11 protein-coding genes and 1 tRNA gene are annotated in these 17,374 nt (G+C 35.8%); 8 read left to right on the plus strand and 4 right to left on the minus strand.

Going from position 1 to position 17,374, the window contains the following annotated elements; genetic code table 11:
- The first annotated feature begins 52 nt into the window (after window positions 1-52).
- Window positions 53-349, plus strand: coding sequence for a thioredoxin family protein (locus BWZ20_RS10475; RefSeq protein ID WP_076619789.1), 297 nt, complete (start codon window positions 53-55; stop codon window positions 347-349).
- Here the strand turns inward: BWZ20_RS10475 and BWZ20_RS10480 are convergent.
- A complete protein-coding gene (locus tag BWZ20_RS10480; RefSeq protein ID WP_076619792.1) occupies window positions 330-995 on the minus strand; it encodes a polysaccharide deacetylase family protein in 666 nt (221 codons plus the stop codon). The two genes, BWZ20_RS10475 and BWZ20_RS10480, sit on opposite strands and share 20 nt — an antisense overlap.
- A 5-nt stretch (window positions 996-1,000) precedes the next feature.
- The gene (locus BWZ20_RS10485) at window positions 1,001-4,438 is read right to left on the minus strand and encodes a DUF2723 domain-containing protein (protein WP_076619794.1); all 3,438 of its coding nucleotides are present in this window, start codon (window positions 4,436-4,438) and stop codon (window positions 1,001-1,003) included.
- A gap of 153 nt (window positions 4,439-4,591) precedes the next feature.
- Here BWZ20_RS10485 and BWZ20_RS10490 point away from each other — a divergent pair.
- Window positions 4,592-4,664: transfer RNA gene (locus tag BWZ20_RS10490), tRNA-Gln, on the plus strand.
- Between the two features lie 306 nt (window positions 4,665-4,970).
- On the opposite strand, the gene BWZ20_RS10495 is transcribed toward BWZ20_RS10490, so the two are convergent.
- A complete protein-coding gene (locus tag BWZ20_RS10495) occupies window positions 4,971-5,795 on the minus strand; it encodes a universal stress protein (RefSeq protein ID WP_076619796.1) in 825 nt (274 codons plus the stop codon).
- Window positions 5,796-5,949: 154 nt separating this feature from the next.
- Here BWZ20_RS10495 and rimP point away from each other — a divergent pair, with 154 nt between their 5' ends.
- The 3 genes from rimP to infB all read left to right on the plus strand — a co-directional run bounded on the left by rimP (window position 5,950) and on the right by infB (window position 10,412).
- Window positions 5,950-6,414, plus strand: coding sequence for a ribosome assembly cofactor RimP (gene rimP, locus BWZ20_RS10500; protein WP_076619798.1), 465 nt, complete (start codon window positions 5,950-5,952; stop codon window positions 6,412-6,414).
- Window positions 6,415-6,426: 12 nt separating this feature from the next.
- Window positions 6,427-7,659, plus strand: a complete 1,233-nt coding sequence (gene nusA / locus BWZ20_RS10505; RefSeq protein WP_076619800.1) for a transcription termination factor NusA — start codon at window positions 6,427-6,429, stop codon at window positions 7,657-7,659.
- A gap of 71 nt (window positions 7,660-7,730) precedes the next feature.
- Entirely contained in the window at window positions 7,731-10,412 is a 2,682-nt protein-coding gene (infB, locus tag BWZ20_RS10510; RefSeq protein WP_076619802.1) for a translation initiation factor IF-2, read from the plus strand.
- A gap of 75 nt (window positions 10,413-10,487) precedes the next feature.
- On the opposite strand, the gene BWZ20_RS10515 is transcribed toward infB, so the two are convergent.
- Window positions 10,488-10,871, minus strand: coding sequence for an SPOR domain-containing protein (locus BWZ20_RS10515; protein ID WP_076619804.1), 384 nt, complete (start codon window positions 10,869-10,871; stop codon window positions 10,488-10,490).
- A gap of 301 nt (window positions 10,872-11,172) precedes the next feature.
- Between BWZ20_RS10515 and BWZ20_RS10520 the strand changes: the two genes are divergently transcribed.
- From BWZ20_RS10520 to nrfD, 3 genes are read left to right on the plus strand one after another with little or no spacing between them, the layout of a single operon-like run.
- Window positions 11,173-12,459, plus strand: a complete 1,287-nt coding sequence (locus BWZ20_RS10520; protein WP_076619806.1) for a c-type cytochrome — start codon at window positions 11,173-11,175, stop codon at window positions 12,457-12,459.
- A gap of 27 nt (window positions 12,460-12,486) precedes the next feature.
- Complete coding sequence (locus BWZ20_RS10525) at window positions 12,487-15,597, plus strand: TAT-variant-translocated molybdopterin oxidoreductase (RefSeq protein ID WP_076619808.1); 3,111 nt, start codon at window positions 12,487-12,489, stop codon at window positions 15,595-15,597.
- A 29-nt stretch (window positions 15,598-15,626) separates the two neighbouring features.
- A complete protein-coding gene (nrfD, locus tag BWZ20_RS10530; protein WP_076619810.1) occupies window positions 15,627-17,366 on the plus strand; it encodes an NrfD/PsrC family molybdoenzyme membrane anchor subunit in 1,740 nt (579 codons plus the stop codon).
- Window positions 17,367-17,374 lie beyond the last annotated feature (8 nt).

Genomic DNA, 17,374 nt, shown 5'->3' on the forward strand with positions numbered 1-17,374 from the left:
AATAAAAATTTTATGTAGGTTTGTATAACTCGTTTGACTAAAACAATAACATATGTCAAAATTTGGGGAATTAATAGATGTCGATATTCCGGTTCTATTAGACTTCTATACAGAAGGAAATAACCTATCTGGTGCAATGCATCCTATTCTGAGGGATGTTGCAGCGGCATTAGGCGACAAAGCCAAAGTCATTAAGATTGATGTGGATAAAAATCAAGAGCTAGCGGAGGCACTGCGAGTAAAAGGACTACCTACATTAATAATTTACAAGAATGGAGAAATGAAATGGCGCCACAGTGGTGAGCAAGATGCCAATACTCTGATTGAAATTATTCAAGAATATCTTTAGTTATTGCCTTAAATAAATAGCCTCTTTTACTATAAAATTCTAAAACTTTAGGTAAGGCATATTTTAAGTTTCTAGAGGCCTTTATGCTGTCATGAAATACAACAATACTTCCTTCTTTCGCTTTAGAGATTATGTTTTCTAAACAGGCTTCTTCACTTACAGATGCATCCCAATCGTAAGAGAGTACGTCCCATAACACAATTTTGTAGCCTAATTTTTGTAATGCCTTTGATTGCTTGCTTTTAAATTTACCGTATGGAGGCCGGAAAATATCTTCGAATGAAAATCGATGATTTTTAATTTTTGAATTGATTAAATTCTGAGTGCGTTTAACATCATCTATATAATCTTTAGTGTTTGTTTTCCAGCCTTTTAAGTGATTATATGTATGATTGCCAACACAATGACCTTGCTTTAAAATAGAGTGAAAAATATCTGGATGAGATTCAATATTCTTACCTATGCAAAAAAAAGTAGCTTTAGCATCATATTCTTGTAATGTTTGAAGTACCCAATCTGTTATTTCGGGTGTTGGGCCATCATCAAAAGTGAGATAGAGCTCTTTTTTTGTGGTATTGATATTCCAGACAAACTTTGGAAATAAGGTTTTTACAAATCCAGGTGTCTTGGCAGGAATAATCTTCATTTTAGTTATTCTTCAGGAACTATTGAATCTTTAATAGTATCGTTTATTAATGCATTAATATCAATGTCATCAATAGGTTCTTCATCTTCGCCAGAGTCCATTAATTTATTTAACAAGCTTAGATAACTGTTAAATTTTTTGGTTTCTTCTAACGCAAATTCTTTATCATTATAAATTACCAGAAGATCTACCAAGGCTCTGTAGCGTTGTACATCTAAATAAATATCATCAATAAGCCGTATTTGGTCATATTCATCTAAACCGCTGTAATACACTAAGTTTTCTTGGTAGATTTTAGCCACATCTTTATATAATGCTCTACCTTTTTCTAAGCTACCTACTTCATAATAAGCACTAATGTAAGGTTCTAATAGAGAGTGATATCCAAATTTATCTACTGGCATTTTTTCCATGGCTATATCTGCAATTTCTTCAGCTTCTTTTAACTTATCTTCGTTAATAAGTGCTTCAATTAATCTTGCTAAATTACCTCTGTAAGTAATACCATTTCTTCTTGTCTCAATATCATGATAGATATCTTCTCCGCTTCCGCCCCAATTCCATTTTTTTACCATGTTATACATAAGGTCAGGATCTACGCGACCCATATCATATGGGTTGGCTCTATCTACCGGTGTTTTTATTGGTACTAGCTTATAGCACATACCATCTAATTGTAGATAATCTTTTAGCCAAACATAGTCATCGGCTCCAAAGGCGCCACCAGTAAAATAAATCGGGCGCTCCCAGTTATTATTAGCAATAATATCTAGCATTAATAATCTATTTTTATAGATGTAGCTCCCCTCAATTTCAGCATATAGAGTATCCTCTATTTTGTTTGCATCTTTAGGTGTTACAATACCGTTTTTAAGGACTTGTTCCTTATTAACAGGTATGCTAATATGTTTTGTCGGGAAATAGTTTGAGTTTAGAAGATGTTTAGGATATGCTCTTGGATCCTCACCTTGGGCCTGTACTACATAACCAAATTTTGTTTTCGGGTCTTCATTAGATACAAAGTCCATAAAGTCTTTTATTGGAAGAGTGTCTCTAGTAATTTCTCTCTTAATAATGACATCTCTTGTACTACCTCTATATTGGTTGTGTGTTAATTGTGACGGAATAGGTTCACTTTCGTACGCTTGGCGTTTCATTTGGTCTATGTACCAGTCTGTTTGAAATAAACTCGTATTTACCACTCGTACATCTGTTCTTACACCTTCAATTTCTTGTAAGTACCATAACGGGAAAGAGTCATTATCTCCAATGGTAAATAGTATAGCATTTGGTGCGCAAGATTCTAAATACTTACGCGCCATGGCATTGGCTGTATACTTACCAGAACGGTCATGGTCGTCCCAATTATTAGCAGCTAAAACACCAGGAACAATAATTAAGCAAACCAAAGTTACAGCAGGAGCTAATAGTTTTGTTTTTACGCTAGATTTTAATAGGTCATATATGGCATAGACACCAAATCCAATCCAAATGGCAAATACATAGAAAGAACCAACTACGGAATAATCGCGTTCACGAGGCTCAAAAGGTCTAATGTTTGTGTAGAACTGTATTGCTAAACCAGTCATTAGAAAGAAAACTAAAAGCACCCAAAAGCGCTTAGCATCATTATACATTAAAAACAAAAAGCCTAATAATCCTAAAATAAGAGGTAAGAAGTAATACGTGTTTCTTGCTTTATTCTCTAAAACTTCTGTTGGTAAATTATCTTGCGATATGCCTAAATGTAGCTCATCAATAAATTTAATACCAGAAATCCAATTGCCATTAAAATCATCATATTTACCTTGAATGTCGTTTTGTCTTCCTGTGAAATTCCACATAAAATAGCGCCAGTACATGTAGCCAAACTGATATTGAAACATGTAAGCCAAATTATCACCAAATGAGGGTTTTTCCACCACTAGATATTGTTGACCATAACGTCTTAAAAACTTATCGTAGTCTTCATAGTCAACCTCACCTTTTCTTATACGCATTCTAAAATCATTAACAATTTTGTCAAAACGACGTTTTTCTTGCAATGCATAAGAACTCGCTTGTTCAGTAGCAATCTGGTCTGCTTCTGCCTCACTCAAACCTTGTCGCATAGCATCATTCATAAACACACTATACGCTTCATCAAAAGCATTTTTTTGAAGGTTTGGGTTTACCTTAAAGTCAATAAACCCAGTAAACATCATGTAGTTATCAGCATGTTCGCTACTCCACATCCTTGGTAAGATGGAAGCGTGCTCATGGTTGTAGTTTTGTTTTGTGCCTTCCCAATCATTAATAATTACGTATTTACCTGTTTTTTCATCGCGTTCGTAGTTCTTTTTGTCATCTACAAAAGGTTTGTCTTTATCAGCTCCAGAATAAATTTCAGTAAATTGCGGACCGTAGAAAAGGTGCGTCTCAGGGTATTGTTCAAGGTTGTAATACGCTAATAACTCTCTTGCATCAGACGGATCATTCTCGTTAATGATAACATTGGCATTAGCACGTATTGGTAACATCATCCACGATGAAAACCCAATAAAAATAAACATTAAACATAGTACCAAAGTATTAATATGAATCATGCCTTTTTTACGAGTGTAATTCAATCCAAAATAGAAAAGAGTAATAACCAATAAGCCTGTTATTATTGTTCCTGAATTAAACGGTAGTCCCATTGAGTTTACAAAAAACACTTCGAGATAACCAAAAAGTTTTAAAGTTGAAGGCAATAATAATTTGAAAATGAACAACAGTATAGCCGCAGAAACAACATTGGCAATTATAAAGTTTTTAATTGTAATGGTTTTATAATTCTTAAAGTAGTAAATAAGACCAATAGCAGGTATAGTTAGTAATCCCATAAAGTGAACTCCAAACGATAACCCAATTACAAATGCAATAAGAATTAACCAACGATTACCTCTTGGTTTGTGCATGTCTTGTTCCCAGCGTAATGCTAAGTAGAATAGTATGGACATAATTAAAGTTGCCATAGCATATACCTCTGTTTCAACAGCGTTGAACCAAAACGAATCCGTAAAGGTAAATGCTAAACTTCCTACAAAAGCACTGCCCAAAATAGCCATGCCTTTACCTTGATTAGAGTCTTTGTTATACTTTACAAGTTTAACCAACAACAGACTTATAGTCCAGAACATGAATAAAATGGTGAACGCGCTTGCTACAGCACTCATTAAATTCATAATCATACCAATTTGAGAAGGCTCTAGCGCAAAGATGGAAAAAAATGCACCCATCATCTGAAATAATGGTGCTCCTGGTGGATGTCCAACCTGTAATTTAGAAGATGTTAAGATGTACTCTCCTGCATCCCAAAAACTTACTGTTGGTTCTACAGTTAGCGCATAGACTGTACAGGATATTGCAAATACTAGCCATGCTAATATGTTATTCCACTTTTTAAAGTTAAAATCTGTCATTGAAAACCTTGGTTAATGATGCTGGCGAATTTACTAATTATTATAGTAATGCCTACATTTTTAAGTTAACGTTAAGTAATTTGAATTATTTTTTTACTTTTTTTTTGTCCAAGACAACTTTTGTATTAAATTTGCACCCTCAATTTAAAAGATTGGCCTATGGTGTAACTGGCAACACGTCTGGTTTTGGTCCAGAAGAGTCTAGGTTCGAGCCCTAGTAGGCCAACAAAAAATTTAATCCTTGTTCTAGTTGAATGAGGATTTTTCTTTTTGGTAACATTTATAAGGGCGAGAAGTTTATACTGAGCGTAGTCGAAGTGAGCCCTAGTAGGCCAACAGAAAAAGAGTCCTAATTACAGTAAGTGGTTAGGGCTTTTCTTTTGATAGTAAGACTATTGTAAAGCGAGAAGCCTGTGTCAAGGGCAGTCGAGGTAAGCCCTAGCGATGTACTGGGCTTGTTGAAGTAAGAGCCAACAAAAAAACTAAATCATTTCGATTAGGTTTTTTTTATTTTCAGAATATTTATTATCAATTATATCTTAAAAGTAATCACTGGTCGCTTTGCATGGTTTACTAAATCTTCACTTATGCTGCCGTTAAAAAAGTGTGCAATACCTTGCCTACCATGTGTGCTAATGCCAATAAGATCAGCATCAATCTCTGCAGAGAAATTTAAAATACCTTCTTCCACACTAGTGTCATTGTGTACATTAATGGTGTAATTTTCAAAGCTTTGTCCAGAAATAAAATCATTGATTCGAGTCCTAGATTCGTACGTTGTTATAAAATTGTTAGCCGTATTTACTAAAAGTAGATGAATTTTAGCATCAAATAACTCAGCAAACTTTATGGCTTGCTTGTAAGTTTCTCTATTATCGTTTTTAAAGTCAGAAGCAAAGACAAAATTCTTAATATCGAAACTCTGATGTTTATTTTTAATAACTAAAACAGGAACATCCGAAGAACGCACCACTTTCTCTGCATTAGAGCCAATAAACATTTCTTTCAGGCCAGATGCACCATGAGAACCCATAACAATTAAATCAATACTAAATTCTTTACAAGCATTTTTTATTTCGTTAAATGTAATATCTGCCTTAACAGTTTCGTGTACGGTTACGCCCTCTAAAAAATCACTATCCATAAGATCTTCAAATTTTTTGTGCGCTAATCGCATAAAAAACAAGGTTTCTGGTATGTCGCTTTTTACAGCACCAGGATCTATATGTTGCATAGGGATTTCCATCATGTGCAAGAGATAAATATCAGCATCGTATTTTTTAGCTAACATAGCAGCGACTTTTAAAGCATTAGTTGCTTGTTCAGAAAAATCGGTAGGGACTAGTATTCTGTTCATTATCTTCAATGATTTTGAGTTACTCTTATAAATTTACGAAAATAAATCCACTTTGTAAGGCTTTGAAAAGTTCATATAATATTATATATTTGCACCATTGTTAACGGAAAGAAAACGAGAGAGGACGAAAAGTCCTCTCTTTTTATATCAACAGATGTTTAAGGATACAGTAAAGGACTTATTAGACCAAGCACTAAATCAGCGTAAGGATTTGTTTCTTATAGATTTCGAAATTCTATCGGACAACACAATTAGAGTTGTATTAGATGGTGATAATGGCGTGTTAGTAGAAGACTGCATCTTTGTTAGTAGAGCCATAGAGCACAATCTCGATAGAGAAGAACAAGATTTTTCACTAGAGGTAACATCTAGCGGAGCAACATCGCCTTTGCAATTGCCAAGACAATACAATAAACATATTGGTAGACATCTAGAAGTAAAGACTGCTGAAGGAGTTAAACTAGAAGGTCAGCTAGCCGCTGTTAACGAAGATGGAGTAACGTTAAAGTGGAAAACAAGAGAGCCAAAGCCAGTTGGTAAGGGCAAGGTAACTGTAACAAAAGAAGTTAATATTGCTTTTGAAAACATTAAAGAAGCAAAAGTTAAAATAAAATTTTAATTCATTTCAATTATGGAAAATGTAGCGTTAATAGAGTCATTTTCAGAATTTAAGGACGATAAGTTAATTGATAGAGTGACGCTCATGGCGATTCTAGAAGATGTGTTACGTAATGCTCTAAAAAAGAAATACGGTGACGACGATAACTTTGATATTATTATAAATCCAGATAAAGGGGATTTAGAAATCTGGAGAAACCGTATCGTTGTTGCAGATGGCGAAGTAGAGGATCCAAATCAAGAAATTGCATTATCAGAAGCTCAGAAAATAGAGCCAGATTTTGAAGTTGGTGAAGACGTTGCAGAAGAAGTAAAATTGGTTGATTTAGGAAGACGTTCAATCTTAGCATTAAGACAAAATCTTATTTCTAAAATTCATGAGCACGATAATACAAATATCTACAAGCAGTTTAAAGAATTAGAAGGTGAAATTTATACCGCTGAGGTACATCACATTCGTCATAGAGCAATAATTTTGTTAGACGATGATGGTAATGAAATTATCTTACCAAAAGACAGGCAAATACCTTCAGATTTCTTCAGAAAAGGTGAGAATGTAAGAGGGATAATTGAAAGTGTTGAATTGAAAGGAAGTAAGCCAGCAATAATCATGTCTAGAACATCACCATTATTTTTAGAGAAGTTGTTTGAACAAGAAATACCTGAAGTATTCGATGGTTTAATTACGGTTAAAAAAGTAGTTCGTATACCAGGTGAAAAAGCTAAAGTAGCTGTAGATTCTTATGATGATAGAATAGATCCTGTTGGTGCTTGTGTAGGTATGAAAGGATCACGTATTCATGGTATTGTGCGTGAGCTTGGTAATGAAAACATAGATGTTATCAATTACACAAACAATATCCAGCTTTTTGTAACCAGAGCATTAAGTCCGGCAAGAGTAACATCTTTAAAACTAGACGAAGAAAACATGCGCGCAGAGGTGTTGTTAAAGCCAGAAGAAGTATCAAAAGCTATTGGTAGAGGTGGTCATAATATTCGTTTAGCTGGTCAATTAACAGGTTACGAGATAGACGTATTTAGAGAAGGTGCAGAAGAAGATGTAGAATTAAAAGAATTCTCAGATGAAATCGACGGATGGATTATTGATGAATTCAGTAAAGCTGGTTTAGATACAGCAAAAAGCATTCTAGAGCAAGACGTTGACGATTTAGTAAAGCGTACTGATTTAGAAGAAGAAACAATATTAGAAGTTATAAGAATTCTGAAGGAAGAATTTGAAGACTAATAGCAGTTTAACTTTAAAAACAATAGAAGTTAGATTGATATAAAACAGATTTAAGTATATTACAGCAATTTATGGCTCAAATTAGAATTAATAAAGTATTAAGAGAACTAAATATCTCATTAGACCGAGCAGTAGACTTTTTAGAGTCTAAAGGCATCGAAATTGAGAAAAGTCCTAATACAAAAATTTCGCAAGAGGTTTACGACACGTTGTCTGATGAATTTCAAACAGATGCATCTAAACGTGAGAAAGCTCAAGAAGTAAGTGAAGCAAAACTCAAGGAGAAAGAGAAGCTCCGTGAGCAACGCGAACGCGAAATTGAAGAAAAAGAAAAGAAAGAAGCCGCTAAAGAAACTGTAGTCAAAGCTAAAGCTGAGCTTAGTGGGCCAAAGCAAATTGGTAAAATCGATTTAGATAAGAAACCAAAAGCTAAAGAAGAGAAAAAAGAAGCGCCTAAGAAAGAAGAGCCAGTTAAGGTTGAAAAACCAAAGGTGGAAGTAGAAAAACCGAAAAAGGAAGAACCTAAAAAAGAAGAGCCAAAAAAGGTTGAGCCTAAAGTTGAGAAGAAGGAAGAAACTACAGAGCCTAGAACGGATGAAAAGTTAAAAACGCAATATCAAAAATTATCTGGTCCAACTACGACTGGTAAAAAAATAGACCTTTCTCAATTTAACAAGCCAAAAAAGAAGAAAGAAGAAAAGAAATCAGAATCTTCTAATGATGGTAATAAGCGTAAAAGACGTAGAATTAGCAAAGGCGGAAACGATAGTGGTGGAAGACCAAACTTTGATAATAGAAGAGGAGGTAAAGGAAGAGGTTCTAGACCAAAAGTAGTTAAGGAAGAGCCTAGCGAAGAAGAAGTACAAAAACAAGTTAGAGAAACTTTAGAGAAACTTCAAGGTAAGTCAAGCAAAGGTAGAGGAGCTAAAAACCGTCGTGAGAAAAGAGATCGACATAGAGAGCAATCTGAAAAAGAACTTCAGGCAGAAGCAGCAGAAAGCAAAATACTAAAGGTTACTGAGTTTGTAACCGTAAGTGAAGTTGCTACAATGATGGATGTTGGAGTAACCCAAGTTATCTCTGCGTGTATGTCTTTAGGAATGATGGTAACCATGAACCAACGTTTAGATGCCGAAACTTTATCTATTGTTGCTGAAGAGTTTGGTTACGAAGTTGAATTTGTTACCGCAGATATCGAAGAGTCTATTGAGACTCTAGAAGATGATCCAAAAGATCTAAAACCACGTGCTCCAATTGTAACAGTTATGGGGCACGTAGATCATGGTAAAACGTCCTTGTTAGATTATATACGTCAAGAAAATGTAATAGCCGGAGAGTCAGGCGGAATTACCCAGCACATTGGTGCTTACGGTGTGGAATTAGAAAACGGTCAAAAGATTGCATTCTTAGATACACCTGGTCACGAGGCCTTTACAGCAATGCGTGCTCGTGGTGCTCAGGTTACAGATATCGCTATTATCGTTGTAGCTGCAGATGATGCTATAATGCCACAAACCAAGGAAGCGATTTCTCATGCTCAAGCTGCAGGAGTACCAATTGTATTTGCGATTAACAAAATTGATAAGCCTGATGCCAACCCTGATAAAGTAAAAGAAGGATTAGCTAATATGAATTTATTGGTAGAAGATTGGGGTGGAAAAATACAATCGCACGATATCTCTGCCAAGTTTGGTACAGGTGTAAAAGAACTTTTAGAAAAAGTACTTCTTGAAGCCGAACTTTTAGAGCTACAAGCCAATCCGAACAAACCAGCCAACGGAACAGTAGTTGAAGCTTACCTAGATAAAGGTAGAGGATATGTCTCTACAATACTTGTTCAAGCGGGTACTTTAAAAGTAGGTGATTATGTCTTAGCTGGAAAGAACAGTGGTAAGGTTAAGGCTATGCACGATGAGCGTGGTAATGATATAGAAGCTGCTGGTCCATCAACACCAGTATCTATTCTCGGTTTAGATGGTGCACCTCAAGCAGGCGATAAATTTAATGTCTTTGAAGATGAGCGTGAGGCTAAACAGATTGCGGCTAAACGTACACAATTACAACGTGAACAATCCGTGAGAACCCAGCGTCATATTACACTAGATGAAATCGGAAGACGTATTGCGCTTGGTGATTTCCAAGAGTTAAATATTATTCTCAAAGGTGATGTGGATGGTTCTGTTGAAGCATTAACGGATTCTTTCCAGAAATTATCGACTGAAGAAATTCAGGTTAATATCATACACAAAGGAGTAGGTGCAATAACAGAAAGTGACGTGCTGCTCGCATCTGCTTCAGACGCGATAATCGTCGGATTTAATGTGCGTCCAGTGGGTAATGCAAGAACAATTGCGGACAAAGAAGAAATAGATATCAGAACATATTCTATCATCTATGACGCTATCAATGATCTCAAGGATGCAATGGAGGGTATGTTGTCACCAGAACTTAAAGAAGAAGTTACTGGTACAGCAGAAATAAGAGAAACTTTCAAGATTTCTAAGATTGGTACTATTGCTGGTTGTATGGTTATAAACGGTAAGATTTACAGAAATTCTGGCATTAGACTTATTAGAGATGGAGTCGTAGTTTACACAGGTGAATTAGCATCTTTAAAACGATTTAAAGACGATGTTAAAGAAGTGTCTAAAGGATACGATTGTGGTATTCAGATTAAAGGATATAATGATATTAACGAAGGTGATATCATTGAAGCATTCCAGGAGGTTGAGGTTAAGAAAAAGTTGAAATAACTCCCAACACATATTTAAACTAAAAAAGCGACTTGAAAAAGTCGCTTTTTTAATGTCTCTGTATTTTAAATATTATTATTGTTTTTCCAGCTTAGGCTGAAAAATTAAAGCATACATATATTTCTTTTTAATTGTTGCTAATGCTCTGTCAGCCTCTAGTCTGGTGGCAAAATTTCCAACCCAAACTTTGTAATTTGGTGTATTCCAAACAATCTCCACCGGCCACTCATTGTAGGAATTTAGAAAGTTGGATTTTTCGCGTTCAGCTTTATCAGGATCAACACTTTGATATACCTGAATTCTATAAATCTTACTTGTTTTTATATCTTTCTTATATTCAATGAGTTTGTCAATGTCGCTATCTTGCTCTACATTGACATCACCTTGTTGTGCACTTAGCGTAAACGACAACAATAATGTTAAAATTAAAGTGCTGTTATATTTAATATTTTTAATCATAATTAATGGTTTAAATGCAAAGTTATATTATTCAACGATATAGCCGTAAAAATGTTATTTAGAATTGGTATAAATTAGTTATTAACACTTCTCTAAGATTTCTAAAATCGACTTTATATCTTACTTTTGCCAGAGTTTCAGAAACATGACTTTTATCGTGTTTATTTGAAAAAATCGTACCAAAGTTTAGAAGATAATTCAACTAACAATATGAAATGAGCGAAAGAAGGAATTTAACTGCAAGTGAAACAAATTGTTAGCGAATTCCATCTGACCTTAAAAAAAAAATAATAATCAACAGATGAAACAGGTGATTTACCGTAATTTAACCTCTAAGATATTTAGTCTCGGTTTTATTTTATTACTTACGTTTTCAACTTCAGTGACTGCTCAAGAGGGCGACCCAGCAAACGGAAAATCTTTATTTAATGCAAACTGTGCTGCTTGTCACAAACTAGATAAGCCAATGACGGGTCCTGCACTTCGTAATGTTGAGGCTAGGTTGGCTGAAGAAGAGGGCTTAGATAGAGAATGGCTTAATGCTTGGATTCGTAATAGCTCGGCTCTAATAAAATCTGGTGATGCTTATGCTAACAAGATTTATAACGAGTGGAACAAAGTTGCAATGACGGCTTTCCCTACATTGTCAGATCAAGATATTTCTGATATTTTAGCTTACACGGCTGAGCCTCCACCTCCGCCTCCAGCACCCGTTGAAGGTGCAATTTCAGGACAGCCTGTTGAGACAGGAATTTCAAATAACTTAATTCTTGGTGCATTAGCAGTTTTATTTGCTTTGTTGGCGATGGCTCTTGTTTTGGTAAAGCGTACTCTAAATCGTTTTGCTGATGCAAAGGGAATTCAAATTCCTGTAGAGGAACAAAGAAAACCATTGTGGAAAGCGTTTATTGAAAACCAATTCTTAGTATTAGTAACAGCTGTCTTCTTCTTGCTAGCAAGTGGTTATTTTGTTTACGGATATTTAATGCAGATTGGTGTTGATCAAGGCTATGAGCCTGTGCAACCAATCCATTATTCACATAGAATACATGCTGGCGATAATGGCATTGATTGTAAATACTGTCACTCTTCGGCAAGAGTGAGTAAGCATTCAGGAATTCCATCATTGAATATTTGTATGAATTGCCATAAGGCTATTGCTGAAGTTGCGCCTGAGACGCTAGCGGAAGGAAAAGAATACGGTGTGGATTATAATGCAGAAATTCAAAAATTATACGACGCTGTTGGTTGGGATGGTACTGGTTATACAGGTGAGTCTAAACCAGTAAAATGGATTCGTATACATAATTTGCCAGACTTTGCTTATTTTAATCACTCACAGCACGTTTCTGTGGCAGGAGTAGAGTGTCAGACCTGTCATGGTCCTGTAGAAGAGATGGAGGTGATGTACCAACACTCGCCTTTAACAATGGGATGGTGTATTAATTGTCATAGAGAAACAAATGTAAAAATTAAAGACAACGGTTACTATACTAAAATTCATGAAGAATTATCGAAAAAGTATGGTGTTGATCAGTTAACTGCGGCACAAATGGGTGGATTAGAATGTGGTAAGTGTCATTATTAAATTTAATAAGAAGTAATTCAGAATTATATGTCATCAAACAAGAAATACTGGAAAAGTGTTGAAGAGCTAAACGAAAACAGCTCTATTGTTGAGACGCTACAACAAAATGAATTTGTGGAAGAGATTCCAACAGATGAGTTTTTGGGTGATAAAGAAGCGCTACAATCTTCTACAACATCGCGTCGTGATTTCTTAAAATATGTTGGGTTTAGTACGGCAGCAGCTTCATTGGCTGCGTGCGAAGGCCCTGTAATTAAATCTATTCCTTATGTAGTGCAACCAACGGAGATTATTCCAGGTGTTGCTAACTATTATGCAACAACCATAGCAGATGGATTTGATTTTACAAGTGTTTTAGTAAAAACAAGAGAAGGGCGACCAATAAAAATCGAAAACAATACGGATGCATTAACAAACGGCATGGCAAACGCCAGAGTAAATGCATCAGTCTTAGGACTGTATGATAATCTTAGAGTGAAATCTCCAATGAAAGGTGACGCCGAGATTTCATGGGATACTTTTGTTTCTGAAACAACTTCAAAGTTAAATGCATTAAGCGACGACAAGCAGATCGTACTGTTAACCGCTACCATGCCAAGTCCATCGACTAAGAAATTAGTGTCTGAGTTCGCTGAAAAGTATGGGAATGTTAAGCATGTTGTTTACGATGCTGTTTCTGAATCAGCAACTTTAGATGCCTACCAAGCTAAATATGGTAAAAGAGGGATGGCTAATTACGATTTCTCTAAAGCAAAAACCATAGTTTCTGTAGGTGCTGATTTTATTGGTGATTGGCAAGGCGGTGGCTTTGAGTCAGGCTATGCTAAAAAGCGTATTCCAGAAAATGGAAAAATGTCAAGACACATACAGTTTGAGTCTAATATGACGCTTTCTGGAGCTAATGCAGATAAACGTGTGCCTTTAACACCAAGTCAGCAAAAATTAGCTTTAGCTAAACTATATAGTTTGGTTGTTGGTGGTGCTGTGTCAGTAGATCTGCCTAAAAACATAGCAAAAGCAGTTCAATCTGCAGCAAACGAAATTTCAAAAGCAGGAAGTAATGCTGTTGTTGTTACAGGTATTCAGGATGTAAATGCACAAACAGTTGCATTAGAAATCAATGAATATTTAAACAGTAAGGCGTTTGATCCTAAAACAATAATACATACAAGACAAGGAAGTAATAAGGCAGTAATGCAATTGGTAGCTGATATGAAAGCTGGTAATGTTGGTGCTGTTATAATGAATGGTGTTAACCCAATGTATACACTTCCTAATTCTAATGATTTTGAAGAAGGATTGAAGAAAACGGAATTATCGATTTCGTTTTCGATGAAGCAAGATGAAACCGCTTCAAAGTGTAATTATATTGCGGCTTTACCTCATAACTTAGAATCTTGGGGTGATTTCGAATTAAAGTCTGGTCATTATTCAATGATGCAACCTACAATTCGTCCTTTATTTGATACAAAACAATTTCAAGAAGTGCTTTTGGCATGGAATGGAAATAGCTCATCATATAGAGATTACTTAAAATCAGTTTGGACTGCTGATATATTAAATGGATCTTCGTTTAATAAAGCTGTTCAAGATGGTTTCTTTGTGTCAACTACTTCAATAGCTACAGAGGATACTGTTGAAGCTTCAACAGAAGACACTGCTGAAGAAGTAGAAGCACTTAGTGGTAACGCAGCAAGAGCATTAGCACGTTCTGCCAAGACAAGTGGTATGGAATTATCGCTCTACACCAAAACAGGTATGGGTGATGGACAACAGGCTAACAATCCTTGGCTACAAGAATTTCCTGATCCTATTACAAGAACATCATGGGATAATTATCTAACCATTTCTAGAGCAGATGCTGAGAAACTAGGATTGGTAAATGAAAATGTTGCTAACGGTGGTTTAAATGGTAGTTATGCGAAAGTTACCGTTAACGGCGTTACTGTAGAAAATGTACCCGTATTAATTCAACCTGGTCAGGCTAAAGGCTCAGTTGGTCTTGCATTTGGTTATGGTAGAACGTCTTCAGCACTCAAAGAAGAAATGAAGACTGGTGTAAATGCCTATCCCTTATATCAAAACTTTAATACGGTACAAGAGGTAACTGTGGAGAAAGCCTCTGGTATGCATGAGTTTGCTTGTGTGCAGTTACATAATACATTGATGGGTCGTGGAGATATCATCAAGGAAACATCATTAGAAATTTTCAATACTAAAGACAAACACTATTGGAACGCTGTTCCTGAGGTGTCTTTAAACCATGTTGAAACTCCAGTAACGTCACCAGACGTAGATTTATGGGATGAATTTGACCGTTCTATTGGTCACCATTTCAACCTATCAATCGATTTAAATGCGTGTACAGGTTGTGGTGCATGTGTTATTGCATGTCATGCAGAAAATAACGTACCAGTAGTTGGTAAGTCTGAAATGAGACGTAGTAGAGATATGCACTGGTTGCGTATTGACAGATACTATTCTTCTCAAGAAACTTTTGAAGGTGATAACGATAAAAAAGATAATATTTCTGGTTTAGGTAGTTCATTAAGTGAATTTGGTGAAATGGAGAGTCCAGCAGATAATCCACAAGTAGCCTTCCAACCAGTAATGTGTCAGCATTGTAATCATGCTCCTTGTGAAACAGTTTGTCCTGTTGCAGCAACAGCGCACGGTCGCCAAGGTCAAAACCATATGGCTTATAACCGTTGTGTAGGTACAAGATATTGTGCAAATAACTGTCCTTACAAAGTACGTCGCTTTAATTGGTTCTTATACAACCAAAATGATGAGTTTGATTACTACATGAATGATGACTTAGGTCGTATGGTATTAAACCCAGACGTTACTGTTCGTTCTCGTGGTGTTATGGAAAAATGTTCTTTCTGTATACAAAAGACACAAAAAACTATTCTTGATGCTAAGAGAGAAGGACGTCCTGTTAAGGATGGCGAATTCCAAACAGCATGTTCAGCAGCTTGTGGTAATGGAGCTATGGTGTTTGGTGACATTAATGACAAAGAAAGTAAGATTTCAGAATTAAAAGAAGATAAAAGAGCGTACCATTTGTTGGAGCATGTAGGTGTAAAACCAAATGTAGTGTATCAGACCAAGGTGCGTAATACATCAGAAGCATAAATTTAAATTAAAGAATCAATTATATAATTATGGCGTCTCATTACGAAGCACCTATTAGAAGACCTTTAGTTACCGGAGAAAAATCGTATCACGATGTTACTGTAGATGTAGCAAGACCGGTAGAAGGCAAAGCAAACAAAGCTTGGTGGATAGTTTTCGGCATTTCTTTGGTTGCATTCCTTTGGGGAATAGGTTGTATTATTTATACCGTAGCAACTGGTATTGGAGTTTGGGGTCTTAACAAGACTGTAAACTGGGCTTGGGATATTACTAACTTTGTTTGGTGGGTAGGTATTGGTCACGCAGGAACTCTAATTTCTGCTGTACTGTTACTTTTCCGTCAAAAATGGAGAATGGCAATTAACCGTTCTGCAGAAGCAATGACGATCTTTTCGGTTGTTCAAGCAGGTTTGTTTCCAATTATTCATATGGGTCGTCCATGGTTGGCGTACTGGGTATTACCTATACCAAACCAATTTGGTTCATTATGGGTAAATTTTAACTCACCATTACTTTGGGATGTATTCGCAATTTCTACATATTTATCTGTTTCGTTGGTATTCTGGTGGACAGGTTTATTACCAGATTTTGCTATGATTAGAGATAGAGCTGTTAGGCCTTTCCAAAAGAAAATATATTCATTAATCAGTTTTGGTTGGTCTGGTAGAGCAAAAGATTGGCAACGTTTTGAGGAAGTATCTTTAGTGCTTGCCGGTTTGGCTACGCCATTAGTACTTTCTGTACACACTATTGTATCGTTTGACTTCGCGACTTCCGTAATTCCAGGTTGGCATACTACTATATTTCCACCCTATTTCGTTGCAGGTGCAATTTTCTCAGGATTCGCTATGGTAAATACGCTTCTTATTATTATGAGAAAAGTTTGTAATCTAGAAGATTATATCACGGTTCAGCATATTGAATTAATGAACATAGTCATTATGATTACAGGTTCTATTGTTGGTGTAGCATATATTACAGAGTTGTTTATTGCGTGGTACTCTGGTGTAGAGTATGAGCAATATGCGTTCTTAAACAGAGCAACTGGTCCTTACTGGTGGGCATATTGGGCTATGATGACGTGTAACGTTTTCTCCCCACAGTTTATGTGGTTCAAAAAATTAAGAACAAGTATTATGTTCTCATTCTTCATTTCTATTGTTGTAAATATTGGTATGTGGTTTGAGCGCTTTGTAATTATCGTTACATCATTACATAGAGATTATTTACCATCATCATGGACAATGTTCTCTCCAACATTTGTAGATATAGGAATTTTTATTGGAACAATTGGTTTTTTCTTTGTTCTATTCTTATTGTATTCACGTACATTTCCAGTAATAGCTCAAGCAGAAGTAAAAACCATTTTGAAATCCTCTGGTGAGCGTTACAAAAACATAAGAGAAAGAGGTGAAAGCTTGGTTGGAACAGGTGCTGATCCAAGAACATCTAGACCTGTTCAAGTTGTATCAGTATCATCAGAAGATCCTATTCCCGCAATAGAAAATGCAGAAATGGTAAACAATCTTCTTGGATCAATTGGTTCTTTTGATGCCACAAAAGATACAGCAGATGACCTAAAGAAAATCAACGGCGTGGGTCCTAAAATGGAAGAAGTGCTCAATAGCATAGGTATTTATACCTTCTTACAGGTAGGTAAGATGACAAAAACAGAATACGACTTGTTAGACTCAATCACAGGTTCTTTCCCAGGAAGAGCTGAGCGCGACGACTGGGCAGGGCAAGCCAAAAATTTATTAAATAACTAATATAGTAT

The sequence above is a fragment of the Winogradskyella sp. J14-2 genome (assembly GCF_001971725.1).
Classification (GTDB): Bacteria; Bacteroidota; Bacteroidia; order Flavobacteriales; family Flavobacteriaceae; genus Winogradskyella.

Excerpts from the sequence above, each read along its gene's own strand:
- BWZ20_RS10475 (WP_076619789.1), top strand. The coding sequence starts at position 53 with ATGTCAAAATTTGGGGAATTAATAGATGTCGATATTCCGGTTCTATTA.
- BWZ20_RS10480 (WP_076619792.1), bottom strand. The coding sequence starts at position 995 with ATGAAGATTATTCCTGCCAAGACACCTGGATTTGTAAAAACCTTATTT.
- BWZ20_RS10485 (WP_076619794.1), bottom strand. The coding sequence starts at position 4,438 with ATGACAGATTTTAACTTTAAAAAGTGGAATAACATATTAGCATGGCTA.
- BWZ20_RS10495 (WP_076619796.1), bottom strand. The coding sequence starts at position 5,795 with ATGAACAGAATACTAGTCCCTACCGATTTTTCTGAACAAGCAACTAAT.
- rimP (WP_076619798.1), top strand. The coding sequence starts at position 5,950 with ATGTTTAAGGATACAGTAAAGGACTTATTAGACCAAGCACTAAATCAG.
- nusA (WP_076619800.1), top strand. The coding sequence starts at position 6,427 with ATGGAAAATGTAGCGTTAATAGAGTCATTTTCAGAATTTAAGGACGAT.
- infB (WP_076619802.1), top strand. The coding sequence starts at position 7,731 with ATGGCTCAAATTAGAATTAATAAAGTATTAAGAGAACTAAATATCTCA.
- BWZ20_RS10515 (WP_076619804.1), bottom strand. The coding sequence starts at position 10,871 with ATGATTAAAAATATTAAATATAACAGCACTTTAATTTTAACATTATTG.
- BWZ20_RS10520 (WP_076619806.1), top strand. The coding sequence starts at position 11,173 with ATGAAACAGGTGATTTACCGTAATTTAACCTCTAAGATATTTAGTCTC.
- BWZ20_RS10525 (WP_076619808.1), top strand. The coding sequence starts at position 12,487 with ATGTCATCAAACAAGAAATACTGGAAAAGTGTTGAAGAGCTAAACGAA.
- nrfD (WP_076619810.1), top strand. The coding sequence starts at position 15,627 with ATGGCGTCTCATTACGAAGCACCTATTAGAAGACCTTTAGTTACCGGA.